Raw genomic sequence first — 12,508 nt, forward strand, 5'->3', positions numbered from 1 at the left:
CATCGCAAAAAAGGCCAAATAGACTTATGAAGTGCAAACACCTTCCCTACATACTATTTATACTCATATCCAGCATGCTGTTTTTAGGCTGTAATGAGGGTAACAGTCCGGCAGGCAGTATCCCGGAAAGTGAAGCTGCTGGCAGCAAGACAGAGGATCGAGACCGACTTCTACCATTGGAAGGTGGAAAGAATTTTCGCGATCTTGGTGGCTATCAAACCTCTGATGGACGTAAAGTTGCCTGGGATAAAATCTATCGCTCTGGCGAACTTAGCGGATTAACAGATAACGATTACAAACTGTTAAGCAGTCGCAATATCTCTACAGTTATCGACTTCCGTACAGCCAGGCAGCGCAGTGAGGCCCTCACCCAGTGGCAGGCCGGGGAAGTTGACCAACTCAATTGGGACTATGAGATGCACGCTCAAAAGCAAGAAATGATTAAGCTGATTCGCAGCCCCGAAGTAACGCTCGAAGAAATTGATCAATTTATGACGAAGTTTTACATAGATTTTCTGAAGCAGAACTCGGCATTCTATCGGGACATGTTTGAGACGTTGATCAATACCTCTGAGCCCGTTCTTTTTCACTGTTCCAGTGGCAAAGATCGCACCGGTATGGCTGCGGCACTGATACTCACCGCGCTGGGTGTGGATCGCGAGCAGATCATGGAAGACTATATGCTGTCAGCTCCCTATCTGAAGCTCGCCCATCAGAAAAACCCGGAGCCTGCCAGTGACATTAAGCCACTGACAGATAATCACCTGCCGAATGGCATCGTAGAAATATTCTTGTCGGTACGTGAACCCTGGATGACTGGCACTCTCACCTGGATAGAGCAGCAGTCCGGCAGCGTTATGAATTACATCCAGCAGGATCTGAATGTCAGTGACGCCGACATCACGCTGTTGCGCGCAAAATACCTGGAACATTAAGGCTTTATTTCTCTCTGGCACCCCTCATATAACAGGATTTAATGTCGGATATTAGCTTGTTGATCGCCATACAAAAAAAGCCCGTAAGCTGTCAAACTGTACGGGCCAAGGAGAGAGTGTTCTTAGACGAGAGATCAGGCGTTAAAAATTGTACCCCACCTTGATTCCCACTGAGCGTGGACGATACTGGGCCGGCCTTCCCCCGAATCGACCCGGTGTAATGGCACCATCTTCATCCGCAAGGTTTTGCCCGAAAATTTCAATGACCGTATTGCCCACTTCCATCCCGAGACCAGCGTTAACCAGCGCCAAAGCATCACTTTCGTCTTCCGGATTGATCAACAGGGAATTTCTATTGATAAAGTACATGGGGCCCTGCTTGTTATAGGCGAGGCGGAAATACCCCGGATAATCCGTCGTCCAATCGAACTGATAATCGGCAGTCAATGAGTAACTGTACTTCGCCACATTATCCAGCGGGTCACCAACCACCTGTGCCGCGCCGGGAGGAACCGCGGTGTACTCGTGATCCGTGTAATTGCCGTTCAGCCCCAGCGTCAGACTCTCCGTTGCCTGCCACATCATGGATATATCAATGCCCTGTACTTCCGCTTCACCCAAGTTCTTGGTCAAACGAGCCAGAACCGGCTGGAAGATAACCTGCGCTCCCTGGATATCCTGATAATCGGAGTAGAACAGTGCCACTTCTCCGTAGAGCGCTCCATCCAGCAGGCTCATCTTTGCGCCCAATTCGTAGGAGTCGACGTTTTCAACGTCATAGGTTTGCGGAATGCCCATGGCAGCCAGCGCCGGGGAATTAAAGCCACCGCTGCGGAAACCCTGGGCGTAGCTGGCATACAGGTTAATATCGTCGGTTACGGCATAAGAGGCATAGAGACGTGGGCTGACGTCATCAAATTCACCTTTTTGGTGATTGCCCGGATCAAAAGTCACCACATCAAATGCCTGGCGTTCATCCTCAAAATAACGAATACCCGCACCGATGGTTAAGCGATCGGAAACGCGATAATCCACATTGGCAAACGCCGCCCAGGCTTCGTTTTCACTGGACTCTGGCGGTTGGCTGTGGGGTGCGGTAATGTAAGGGCCGTTATCCGGGAAAAGCCCGAGCCCGAACACATCAACACCCACCGGATTCGTGTCGGATTCCTCCTTGCGATAAAAGAAACCCACCACCCAATCGGCATTGCCCTCGCCGGTGGAATTCAAACGAATCTCCTGGGTGAAGGTTTCCGCCTGTTCGTATTCGGTTCGCTCAAAACCGATAGCCGCTACCGGTGCTGGAGGGCTCATGGCGGGAAACATACGGGTATCCGAAATCGCGTTGTCGATTTCGATCAGCCCCGTGGCACTGGTCAAGGTGCCGAAATCAAAATCGTAGGTCAGCGTCAGACCGTAGAAGTCGTAATCCAGCTCATAGGAAGTATCAAACCCTTGCGGATCACCAAAGGCGGTGAATTCGCTGTCGGACAGCGACAGGTTGGCATTGGTCGTCGCCCCCAAATCGTTTCTGTGAACAATCACCGTACCCAATGCTTGGAAGGCCTCGCTGACCTGCCACATGGCCGATACCCGGACATTGAGCAGCTCACTGTCATTGGCGTCGTCCTTACCCGCATTAGGCTGATTGATCCAGCCGCCCTCGTCGGAATAGGTGACTGTGGTGCGCAGGGCAAACACGTCTTCAACCACGGGAATATTCACCGCTCCACGCAGTTCATAACTCATATCACCCTTAGCGGTATCAAAGGCAGAGACTTCCCCCTTACCCTCCATTTCGCTGAGATTGGGCTTTTTGGTGACGTATTTGACGGTACCACCGACGGAACCTGCGCCGTATAAGGTCCCCTGGGGCCCGCGCAGCACTTCCGCCCGCTCCAGATCATACAGGCTCAGGTCCACCTGGGTCGGACCCTGACCGGTAACGTCGATATCGTCCAGGTAAACCCCGACAAGGGAGGAAGAACCAAAACCGTTACCAATACCACGAATGGTGAAGACCTGAGAGCCTTTGCGAGCCTCCTGCACATTAAAGCTGGGGACGGTGTATGACAGATCCAGCGCACTGTCGATACCCTGTTGTTCAATAGCATCGCCAGTGGTCACATTAACGCTCATGGGGGTTTCGATCAGCGAGGTTTCCCGTTTTTGCGCCGTAACCACAATCTCCTCGAGCATCAGCCCGCCTTCCGCGTGGGCGTGGCCAATCAGGCCACCGGTACCGTACAAGGCCACCAGTGCTGCCAGCAGTTTCTTCTTGGATTGCTTCATGTCTATACCCTCTTTTTTATTCTATACACGATCGGGGAACGTGCACGGATAGTTATCTAATCTGTTTACCTCGTAATCTAATATATAAGCTACCATAGCTATATGATAGGTTCAACAAACAAGTATCAATATTCTTATTTCGTATTGAGCCAGGCCTCGAAAATTCATCGGCAATGTGGTGAATTGTGGCCAGAGGGGAAGAAAGATTGGTGTTTGTATCAGGCAAGGTCACAGAAATGACCCTATGGGGCGGTATGGCAGTGTCCGTGATAGTTTTTAACCCGTGCCGCTGTACAGAGCCTCCTGAATGTCTCCGGCAGCTGTGCGCAGCTTTTTCAACACCGACTTCAGGTTGGCTCCCACATGCTCGGGTTCACGCGAGGAAACTGACAGCGCCGCCAGCACCTTTTGGTCCCGATCCGTTATTGGCACTGCGACGCAAAACAGACCCTCTTCAAATTCCTCGACGTCCATGCCGTAACCCCGTTTTGCGACGGCGCGAACCTCTTTACGTAACTGAGCTTCGTCCGTAATAGTCGCTGCGGTAATCTTTGGAAGAGTGCCACTGGAAAAATAATTATCAAGCTCCCTTGCGGACAAGCTACCAAGCAGCACCTTGCCCAGCCCGGAACAATAGGCATCCAGCTGAGCGGTTTCACGGGTAAAAAAACCGCTGCCTTCAACCGCACATTTGACCAGATAGGTCACCATATCGTCTTCAAAAACACCGAGATGAACCGTCAAATTCATGTGCTTTGAAAACGCCTCGACAATCGGACGCGATTGCTCAGACAAAAAGGCGTTGAACCCTTGCGTATCAAATCGCCTCAGCAGACACACGCCAGGCGCAAAGGCGTTGCGATTCTCGCGCCACACCAGCCCGCCTCGCTCAAGCGCGGTGATATGGCGATAGATGGTGGCCAGTGGCATATCCAGCTGTTGCGCCAGCTCTTCGACCCGGGTCTCCTCGTCCCACAGGACGTGTTTTAACACCGAAAGTGCCTTGTCGATCGATTTGGTACCAGTCATGGTCGAACCTGCCTCATTTGGTGAATTCTCATAATATGGGAATTCAAAAAGGCAGGCAATTGCCCGCCCTTTCGAGCCACCGCATACTTTTACCCATATTCCAACCACTCCAGTTGTGCCTACAGGGGAGTCCTATGAGTAAAAAGCTGAAAGCCGCGATCATCGGTTCGGGAAACATTGGTACCGATTTGATGATCAAAATCCTCCGCACCAGTGACCATATCGAAATGGGCGCCATGGTGGGTATCGATCCGAATTCCGATGGCCTCGCCAGAGCCAGCCGTATGGGCGTGGCCACCACCCATGAGGGTGTCGAGGGCTTAGCCGAGCTGCCGGAGTTTACCGATATCGACGTAATTTTCGACGCCACCTCGGCCGGCGCTCATGTCCACAATCAGAACTTCTTGCTGGGTAAAAAGCCGAGCCTGCGCTTCGTAGACTTGACCCCGGCTGCTATTGGCCCCTACTGCGTTCCGGTGGTCAACCTGGAGCAGCACCTGAACGAGACCAACGTCAATATGGTGACCTGCGGTGGCCAGGCCACCATCCCCATGGTCGCTGCGGTATCCCGCGTGGCCAAGGTTCACTACGGTGAGATTATTGCGTCCATCAGCAGTAAGTCCGCCGGGCCCGGTACCCGCGCCAATATCGACGAGTTTACTGAGACCACCTCAAAAGCCATTGAAGTTATTGGCGGCGCCACCAAGGGCAAGGCGATTATTATTCTTAACCCCGCCGAGCCGCCACTGATGATGCGAGACACCGTGTATGTTCTGTCGGAACTTGCTGATCAGGACCAGATCGCGGCATCCGTGAAGGAAATGGCCGAGGCCGTACAAAACTATGTGCCCGGTTACCGTCTCAAGCAGGAAGTTCAGTTTGATGTTATTGACGAATCCAACCCCGTGCATGTTGAGGGCGTTGGCCATATGACCGGTCTGAAGACATCCATCTTCCTGGAAGTTGAGGGCGCCGCTCATTACCTGCCCTCTTACGCAGGCAACCTGGACATCATGACGTCCGCGGCACTGGCAACAGCTGAGCGTATTGCTCAGTCACTGTCATAAGAACATAAGCCCAGAATTTGACGAGGAATGACCATGAGTTTTAACCCCGGTAAAAAATTGTATATTTCTGATGTCACCCTTCGCGATGGTTGCCATGCGGTTCGTCACCAGTATTCCATCAAGAATGTTCAGGACATCGCCAGAGCTCTGGACAGTGCCAAGGTAGACAGCATCGAAGTCGCCCACGGCGACGGCCTGCAGGGTTCCAGTTTTAACTACGGCTTTGGTGCCCACAGCGATCTGGAATGGATCGAAGCCGTCGCCGAAGTGGTTGAGCACACTCAGATTGCAACATTGCTGCTGCCCGGCATTGGCACCATTCACGATCTGGACAACGCCTACAACGCCGGTGCCCGTATCGTCCGCGTGGCGACCCACTGCACCGAGGCCGATGTCTCCAAGCAGCACATCGAACATGCTCGCAAGCTGGGCATGGACACCGTTGGCTTTTTGATGATGAGCCATATGCAGACCCCGGAGGGTTTGGCGCAACAGGCCAAGCTGATGGAAGATTACGGAGCGACCTGCCTGTATGTGGTCGACTCCGGTGGCGCCATGAACATGAACGATATCCGTGATCGTTTCCGAGCGCTAAAAGACGTACTTAAACCCGAAACCCAGACCGGCATTCACGCCCACCACAACCTGTCCCTCGGTGTGGCCAACTCCATCGTTGCCGTGGAAGAAGGTTGCGACCGTATCGACGCCAGTCTGTCGGGCATGGGTGCCGGTGCCGGTAACGCACCATTGGAAGTGTTTATCGCCGCGGCTGAACGCATGGGCTGGGAGCATGGTACGGACCTGTATCAGCTGATGGACGCGGCCGACGATATTGTTCGCCCGTTGCAGGATCGCCCGGTACGGGTGGACCGCGAAACCCTGGCCCTGGGCTATGCCGGTGTTTACTCCAGCTTCCTGCGTCACTCCGAAATTGCCGCCGAGAAGTACGGTTTAAAGACCGTCGATATTCTGGTAGAGCTGGGCAAGCGCCGCATGGTCGGAGGCCAGGAAGATATGATTGTGGATGTGGCGTTGGATTTGTTAAAACAGCAAAGTTAACAGGTCGCCGGCACCGAGGCATATAGCCCTGGTGCCGGCACCGCAATAGCAAAATATCACTCATATTGTCAGGCTATAACCGTTTAGCTGAATAGACTGAATTCAGCTAAGAGACCAAGAACCGCCTCTTCACAATAAAAATGGTGAAGGTCTCTGCTATAAATGTAAGGTCATCATCCAAAAACGGCCAATTCTTTATTATTGGGGGGAGCGCTACCATGACCCGAGGTTACGCCCAGCGACATCGCCAGTCCGAACTCAATCAATTTGGCAAAAGCCTGACACGTCGAGCGAAATCCAGCTGTGAACTCTGCGGCGTGGTCCATAAACCTCTATCGGTTTTCGAAGTGCCGCCGCAGACCACGACACCTGAGCTGGAGCGCTGCGTGTACATCTGCACCACCTGTCATCATCAATTTGATAACCCCAAACACCTGGACAGCAGCCACTGGCGCTGCTTGCACAACTCGGTTTGGAGCGAAGTACCGGCAGTACAGGTGATGGCGGTATTACAGCTCAAACAGCTTCAGGGCAAACCCTGGGCCGATGAGTTGCGTGATCACTTGTATTTGCAGCCGGAGGTGGAGGATTGGCTGGCGCGCATACATTAATCTTCAGGTGAGCTATCACGACCCAAGTGATAGACTCACCGCCATGGAATATTCACAGCTGACACTGGATCTGCGCAGCTACAGTTCAGAGACGCGCACCCATCACCACGACTACCATCAATTGGTATTACCCGTGTCCGGGGCATTGACCATGAATGTGGGCAACCGGGAAGGTGAAGTTAGAGCCCGCCAGATGGCGATCATTGCTGCCGGCGAAGAACACGGCTTTTCCGCCCCCGACCACAATCGTTTTGTGGTTGCCGATGTCCCCGCCTCCCTGGCGCCGGAGCTTGAGCGCCTGCCCGCGTTTATTACATTGGATACCTCTCTGGCACATTACGTGACTTTCCTGCACCACCAGTTGATGGACGGCACTGGTAACCCGAGCGGTGAGAGACAGATGCTGCTGTTGTTAATACAACTGCTGAAGGAACGATGCGGTGAGACCCTGCTGCGGGACCGGCGCATCGAAGCGGCCCGCGCTTATCTTGACAACCACTTCCGCCGGGCGATTCCACTGACTCAGCTGGCCGCAGTTGCCAACCTCAGTACACGTCAACTCAGCGAACTCTTTCGACGTGAACTGGGAATGACGCCACAACAATATCTCGTCGAAAAACGCATGCAGAATGCGTGGCAACTGCTGGAGACAAGCGAACTAAGCATACAGCAGGTGGCCGACCAGGTCGGTTATAGCAGCGTTGCCAGTTTTAGTGACCGCTTTCGCAAGCACTTCGGACGCTCCCCCCGCTATTTTCGCCAGATTGGAAAACAAATCCGCCGTTCTGGCAAAGACCCTGCCCAGCTAAATCCCTAGACTTTGGTGGTTCCGGATTAGTCATCGCCAGAGGTGGGCAGTGTCACAGATACATCGAGCAACGTTTATCGGTTCTATATCCATCGTTCTTTGGGGCACGTTGGCGCTTCTGACTCGCCTGACCGACGGACAGATTCCGGCTTTTCAAATGATGACCATGACCTTTAGCATTGCTTTTGTGATGATGAGCCTGCGCTGGTTCCAGCAGGGACACCTCGGATTACGCCATCTCCCTCGAGCGCCACTGGTTTGGTTGATCGGTATTGGCGGTCTGTTCGGTTACCATTTTTGCTACTTTCTCGCCATGAGCATGGCTCCCGCCGTAGAAGTCAGCTTACTGGCCTACCTATGGCCACTACTGATCGTCCTGTTTGCAGCCTTGCTCCCTGACGAAAAACTCAAGCCGCAGCACCTGCTCGGCGCTCTGTTGGCATTGGGTGGTTGCTGGACACTGATCGCTAAGGAAGGGACTATTTTCGGCTCTGAACACCTCGGCGGCTACCTTCTGGCCCTGGGTTGCGCATTGATATGGTCGATCTACTCAGTCGCCAGCCGCCTGCTCAAAGCCGCCCCCACCGACGCGGTGGGTTGGTTTTGCGCTGCCACCGCGCTGCTGGCTGCCGCTTGCCATTTGCTTTGGGAGCAAACCGTTTGGGAACTGAGCATTCGCCAGTGGATTGGCATTCTGGGTCTGGGTATCGGGCCGGCAGGCATTGCCTTCGTTACTTGGGACTATGGTGTCAAGAATGGCAATTTGCAGCTATTGGGGGTACTTGCCTATGGTGCGCCATTGATCTCTGTGCTGCTACTGGTGCTGGCAGGAGAGGCCCAACCCAGTTGGGTTCTGGTTTGGGCCTGCATGGCAATTGTGGGAGGGTCGGCTTTGGCAGGTATCAGCAGCAAAGGTGGTGAGGGTAAGACTACTGAATCGGAACCGTGTCTCTGAGTGCCAACATCATCTGATGCGCACTTTCTCCTGACATTTCATAGGGATCAAACTCGGGAGTCCCTGAATACTTCAAATTGATTGGGTAAGTCAGGGATGATTCCGGCATATAACCCATATTCCAACGATCAAATTCACGACTGATGATTTCCTGGTAATTCAACATCACAATTTCTTCATGACGGGGGTCATTCAGAATCTGGTGGTAGGTTTGATTCACCTTCGCTCTGGAGCCTTCGAGGCACTGGAGGAAAAAACGACGGTTAAAACACAGTAATCCCGTTACATTGTTACGCTCATTTTTCCCTCTCGCGACCTCGAGAATGCCCTCGATATCGGACGATTTAAAGGTCTCAGACACTCTGCTGGTGTAAATAAGCCTGACTAAGTACATTGATTTGGTCCTCTTCTCCATAAGATTACTCAACCTGTGCCTTCCTGTACGTTCAGACTTCAACATCGGATCACATCAGACTCGATATTTTTCTCCCGGAATAGAGACTGTATCTGCCGGGTGTATTTCAATCACCTGATGGCGAGTCCAATCCAAGAAACACCGTACTCCATAATTGCGCCGCGTTGGATTCTGTCACATCCTCCTCCCGTTGCCCAAACGGCTGCGTTTGGTAGCTTCCATTGTCGCAGGACCAGGACCACAGTTCCGAGTTTTGCATATGGCGGGAAGCCCTGATCACCTTCCATACCCGCTGCTCTGCCTCCCGCAAACACGCCAGAGTTTTCTCTGGTAAATCGCAACGATTCAACTGCTGCTGCAAACCGGCAACAAACAGGGCCTGCTGCCAGGACCAAATCACGGTGCCGTGGTAGTGCCCTGCGGTAAAGATGTCCCGCAGTTCTTGGTCGCCCAATACGGGATTGGCGACCATCAGACCCACCGGCGACACCAACCCCATCGGAAACGGCTGCATCAGCGTATATACCACAGCTTCAAGCACGTCCGCAGAGGGCGAACCGAACAACATCTCAAACCCAAAGTCCGAGTTTAGTACGGGCACCTGACTGCCATCGTCGTGCAAGGCGATCGCGTAGTAACGCAGTTCCGACTCTTCGGAAATCGACTCCACCACGGGAACCCCCAAGGTTTTGGCAAATTCGGATTGCCGTCTCATCGCCGATTGGGCACAGACCTTTGCTTCGAAAAACGTCGGTGCCTGCTGCTGCCATGTTTGCCCCTGCTCCAGAATGTGCTCACTGGCCGGCAATTTGGATTTGGCTTCGGAAAGCTCAGGAGTTTTTATCAACCGAGCCACGGCGGTCAACGCCGCCGGTACGAATACGCCGTTGACATTGTAGGCAATGCGGCCCCAACCCAACCCCTCATGACTGTCACGCCACTCGCCCACCGGGTAGTTGTCCTTCAGGGCAATCAAGTGTTGAATTCCCGGTTCTTTGGCGAACTGCTTACTGGACTCAACGACAAACTCCAGATTGCGTATCAGCAGTTCCTGATAACTGCGCCCACATTGGTCCCGCTTCGACAAAAACATTTGTCTGCGTTTCATACCTCCCGGATGATCCAACAAATAGTGAGCAATCACCGGCGCGAGCATAAAGTTGTCATCCACCATATTGTAGTCGTAAATCGGATCCGCACTGGTATCATCCCGACGATGCAAGACCGCGAATTCACCAATATCTTCCTCATGGGCAATCTGGCCGTCATCGGCAATTCGTTCCAACACCGCCCCCAGGGCGGCCTCTATCGCAGGAGTAGTCAACACGGGCATCAACAGCCTAACGGACATCAAAGTGTCACGACCAAAGTACGTCAGGTACTGCCAGGACCCCGCCAGCATCTTTTCCTCGTACGTAAGAAAGGACAGAATCTTGCGGCTGGTGATAGAGCCAATGGCTTTATCATTAAGCAGTTGGGGCAGGTCAATGGGCGTTAAAGGCGGCTCCCCGGTCAGTGCCACGAGGCGAAACTTTAGCACTCCCTGCTCGGATTCCAACTGCAGATTTCCCCCTGGCGTTTCCCTTATGGTGCCACTAGTCACTGTTATTGCCAGCTTGTATGAACCTTGTCCATCAATCCGATGGCGCTGCCATATGACCTGATTACCAACGATCTGCCACTGGCAGTCCAAAGCCTCGGGTAACTCCTGGGTGTGCATAAAATCGCGAATACTGCGAACGCTGCCCAGCACTGCACGGGTAATGGTCAGCCCTTCGCCCTGTAATTGCAGGTCCGCGGAGATACCCCGTCGCGGCTGGTCACCCACTTCTGTTTCCGTAAAATCATAGAGATGCTCAACAGCTCCCCACTCGACGTCTTCCGCACCGGGCAAACACCAAAGGCTGACGCCACTGTTACCGGCGGGAAACGCCGTCACCAGTCTCGGCTGCAATCCGGAGGTCAACACCAAATGCGCGGCCACCGGACCTTTACGATAAAATTCATTGTGAATCCGACCTTCCCGGATGGAAAAGCTCAGCGTTTCTTCTGCGTCAACGTTTTCTACTGTGGCAATAGCGGTTGTGGTTGCATTCATGGAATCAGGTTCTCGTTACATCTTTAGTCGGAAAAATGGTGTTTAATCTGCACAACAGGTTCTTCAAACCCGCCAACAAGCGTTCAGCAGTGTTGTCATTCAGCAAAGGCCTGGGAATTGACTGCCCTCTTGCTCGGCATGACGGATCGAGGTATGGCCCTGCCCTGGTCGTCAAATAAATAGCAGCGCTCGGGATTTATTTGCACGTGGACCCTTTCGTCTTTGCCAACCTCTGTACTGCCGGGACAACGTACCAGTAAGGGTTCGCTGTCCTCGCGCACAGACAAATACAGCAGAGACTCTGGGCCCATGTACTCCCGCTCCATCACCTGCCCTGCGATACCGCCAGCCGGGCCCAATGCCAGATCTTCCGGCCTGAGCCCCAGGGACAAAGTCTGCCCGGGTACCAAACCACGGGTATCGGTTTCGATACTCAAGGGCACACCCAATACCGACAGCATCGCCACTGATGGCGACAGGCTCATGACTTTGGCATTGAGCAGATTCATTTTCGGGGAGCCGATAAACTCGGCCACAAAGCGTGTCGCCGGCGATTCGTACAATTCCCTTGGTGATCCGACCTGTTCGATATGACCACCATTGAGTACTACCACCTTGTCAGCGAGGGTCATGGCCTCGGTTTGATCGTGGGTGACATAAATTATCGTGCACCCCAACTTTTTGTGGTATTCCGCCAGCTGCAATCGCATTCGTACCCGCAGAGCGGTATCAAGATTGGATAACGGCTCGTCCAGAAGAAACACGCGCGGTTTGCGCACCAGCGCCCGCCCGATGGCCACCCGCTGTCTCTGACCACCCGACAGCTGCCCGGGCTTATGCTCCAATAAATGCTCGATTTCCAACATATCGGCCACATCATCTATGGCATTCTTCATCTCCGCCTTGGACAGTTTGCCCGCCATACGCAAGGGGAAACCGATATTGTCACGCACACTCATATGGGGATAGAGTGCGTAAGACTGAAACACCATGCCGATTCCCCGTTCGCTCGGCGACAGCATGTTAACCCGCTCGCCATCGAACAGAAGTTCGCCGTCCGTGATGGACTCCAGACCCGCCACCATCCGTAACATGGTGGATTTCCCGCAACCTGAGGGTCCGACGAACACAGTGAATTCTCCGTCGTCGATCAACAAATCCACTGCATCAATCACCGTTTTGGATTCACCGGCCTTGCTGTATTGTTTCGTCACCTTTTGGAAGGTAATACTCGACATG

Annotated in this window: 11 protein-coding genes; 6 read left to right on the forward strand and 5 right to left on the reverse strand. The window is 53.3% G+C overall.

Annotated elements, in window-relative coordinates; genetic code table 11:
- Window positions 1-26 precede the first annotated feature (26 nt).
- Window positions 27-935: a tyrosine-protein phosphatase gene (locus tag HBA55_RS22365; RefSeq protein WP_166996035.1), complete on the forward strand. Its 909-nt coding sequence runs from the start codon at window positions 27-29 to the stop codon at window positions 933-935.
- Between the two features lie 141 nt (window positions 936-1,076).
- Here the strand turns inward: HBA55_RS22365 and HBA55_RS22370 are convergent, their stop codons facing one another.
- The gene (locus HBA55_RS22370) at window positions 1,077-3,227 is read right to left on the reverse strand and encodes a TonB-dependent receptor (RefSeq protein ID WP_166996036.1); all 2,151 of its coding nucleotides are present in this window, start codon (window positions 3,225-3,227) and stop codon (window positions 1,077-1,079) included.
- A gap of 276 nt (window positions 3,228-3,503) precedes the next feature.
- A complete protein-coding gene (locus tag HBA55_RS22375; RefSeq protein WP_166996037.1) occupies window positions 3,504-4,256 on the reverse strand; it encodes an IclR family transcriptional regulator in 753 nt (250 codons plus the stop codon).
- 134 nt (window positions 4,257-4,390) lie between these two features.
- Between HBA55_RS22375 and HBA55_RS22380 the strand changes: the two genes are divergently transcribed.
- From HBA55_RS22380 to yddG, 5 genes are all read left to right on the forward strand, one after another.
- Window positions 4,391-5,323, forward strand: coding sequence for an acetaldehyde dehydrogenase (acetylating) (locus HBA55_RS22380; RefSeq protein WP_166996038.1), 933 nt, complete (start codon window positions 4,391-4,393; stop codon window positions 5,321-5,323).
- Between the two features lie 33 nt (window positions 5,324-5,356).
- On the forward strand, window positions 5,357-6,382 hold the full coding sequence (dmpG, locus tag HBA55_RS22385) for a 4-hydroxy-2-oxovalerate aldolase (RefSeq protein ID WP_166996039.1): 1,026 nt from the start codon (window positions 5,357-5,359) through the stop codon (window positions 6,380-6,382).
- Between the two features lie 218 nt (window positions 6,383-6,600).
- A complete protein-coding gene (locus tag HBA55_RS22390) occupies window positions 6,601-6,993 on the forward strand; it encodes a phnA protein (RefSeq protein ID WP_166996040.1) in 393 nt (130 codons plus the stop codon).
- Window positions 6,994-7,036: 43 nt separating this feature from the next.
- Window positions 7,037-7,810: an AraC family transcriptional regulator gene (locus tag HBA55_RS22395; protein ID WP_166996041.1), complete on the forward strand. Its 774-nt coding sequence runs from the start codon at window positions 7,037-7,039 to the stop codon at window positions 7,808-7,810.
- A gap of 40 nt (window positions 7,811-7,850) precedes the next feature.
- Window positions 7,851-8,756 (forward strand): aromatic amino acid exporter YddG, encoded by a 906-nt coding sequence (gene yddG / locus HBA55_RS38060; RefSeq protein WP_166996042.1) that lies wholly within the window; start codon window positions 7,851-7,853, stop codon window positions 8,754-8,756.
- On the opposite strand, the gene HBA55_RS22405 is transcribed toward yddG, so the two are convergent.
- The 3 genes from HBA55_RS22405 to HBA55_RS22415 form a co-directional block, all read right to left on the reverse strand.
- The gene (locus HBA55_RS22405; protein WP_166996043.1) at window positions 8,731-9,150 is read right to left on the reverse strand and encodes a BLUF domain-containing protein; all 420 of its coding nucleotides are present in this window, start codon (window positions 9,148-9,150) and stop codon (window positions 8,731-8,733) included. The genes yddG and HBA55_RS22405 overlap by 26 nt on opposite strands.
- A 127-nt stretch (window positions 9,151-9,277) precedes the next feature.
- A complete protein-coding gene (locus tag HBA55_RS22410; protein ID WP_166996044.1) occupies window positions 9,278-11,269 on the reverse strand; it encodes a hypothetical protein in 1,992 nt (663 codons plus the stop codon).
- A gap of 95 nt (window positions 11,270-11,364) precedes the next feature.
- Window positions 11,365-12,507, reverse strand: coding sequence for an ABC transporter ATP-binding protein (locus HBA55_RS22415; RefSeq protein WP_166996045.1), 1,143 nt, complete (start codon window positions 12,505-12,507; stop codon window positions 11,365-11,367).
- Window position 12,508 lies beyond the last annotated feature (1 nt).

The organism is Pseudomaricurvus alkylphenolicus, assembly GCF_011683955.1.
GTDB lineage: Bacteria > Pseudomonadota > Gammaproteobacteria > Pseudomonadales > Cellvibrionaceae > Pseudomaricurvus > Pseudomaricurvus alkylphenolicus.

What these genes read in the sequence shown, in the direction of transcription:
- HBA55_RS22365 (WP_166996035.1), top strand. Translation starts at nt 27, where the DNA reads ATGAAGTGCAAACACCTTCCCTACATACTATTTATACTCATATCCAGC.
- HBA55_RS22405 (WP_166996043.1), bottom strand. Translation starts at nt 9,150, where the DNA reads ATGTACTTAGTCAGGCTTATTTACACCAGCAGAGTGTCTGAGACCTTT.
- HBA55_RS22395 (WP_166996041.1), top strand. Translation starts at nt 7,037, where the DNA reads ATGGAATATTCACAGCTGACACTGGATCTGCGCAGCTACAGTTCAGAG.
- HBA55_RS22390 (WP_166996040.1), top strand. Translation starts at nt 6,601, where the DNA reads ATGACCCGAGGTTACGCCCAGCGACATCGCCAGTCCGAACTCAATCAA.
- HBA55_RS22415 (WP_166996045.1), bottom strand. Translation starts at nt 12,507, where the DNA reads ATGTCGAGTATTACCTTCCAAAAGGTGACGAAACAATACAGCAAGGCC.
- HBA55_RS22370 (WP_166996036.1), bottom strand. Translation starts at nt 3,227, where the DNA reads ATGAAGCAATCCAAGAAGAAACTGCTGGCAGCACTGGTGGCCTTGTAC.
- dmpG (WP_166996039.1), top strand. Translation starts at nt 5,357, where the DNA reads ATGAGTTTTAACCCCGGTAAAAAATTGTATATTTCTGATGTCACCCTT.
- HBA55_RS22380 (WP_166996038.1), top strand. Translation starts at nt 4,391, where the DNA reads ATGAGTAAAAAGCTGAAAGCCGCGATCATCGGTTCGGGAAACATTGGT.
- HBA55_RS22410 (WP_166996044.1), bottom strand. Translation starts at nt 11,269, where the DNA reads ATGAATGCAACCACAACCGCTATTGCCACAGTAGAAAACGTTGACGCA.
- HBA55_RS22375 (WP_166996037.1), bottom strand. Translation starts at nt 4,256, where the DNA reads ATGACTGGTACCAAATCGATCGACAAGGCACTTTCGGTGTTAAAACAC.